The sequence below is a fragment of the Kitasatospora sp. NPDC057936 genome, from assembly GCF_042887525.1.
Taxonomy (GTDB): Bacteria; Actinomycetota; Actinomycetes; order Streptomycetales; family Streptomycetaceae; genus Kitasatospora.
In genome coordinates this window covers 1-668 of record NZ_JBHVPD010000165.1, presented here as the reverse complement: position 1 = coordinate 668, position 668 = coordinate 1, and positions in this window count along the sequence as shown.

Genomic DNA, 668 nt, shown 5'->3' with positions numbered 1-668 from the left:
CCGGCGGAGGCGGGCGGACGCCGGCAGGGGGCGGGCGGACGCCGGCAGGGGGCGGGCGGACGCCGGCAGGGGCGGTGCCCGCGCGGAGCGCTACCGGGCCCGGGACCGGCAACCGGCCCGGGGGCCGGCCGCACGGCGGGACGGGAGAAGAAACCGCACCCAGAGCCGGGACGAGCCCGGGCCGCCGACCAGTACCCCTCAGGAACCGGCCGGCCCTGCCCGGGCCCGCACACGGCCACGGCCCCGCCCCCGACGCTCTCGCGGGGGGCGGGGAGAGCGTCGGGGGCGGGGCGGGACGGCACCGGCCACAAGGCAGCAGGCCCGGGCGGGGGCCCTGCGCGGACGGTGCGAGGCCGGGACCGTCCCCCGCCCCGGGGCCGGGGACGGGGGCCCGGGACCGGGCCGGGGACGGGGCCGGGGACGGTCGCGTGGCGCCGCGGAGACCAGGCCCCCGGCGGACCGGGCCCGGGGGGGACGGGACCCGTCCGCGCAGGGCCCGCCCCGCAGGGGGTGTCCAGGGGCCCTGCCCCGCAGCGCCGGGCAGGCGGCCTGCCCGGGGCCGGCCGGGGCTGCGGGGGGTCAGGTGATCGAGGCGCCCGAGTCGATGCTGATGACCTGACCGGTCATGCAGTCCTGGTCCAGGAACAGGTGGATCGCCCGCGCGACCT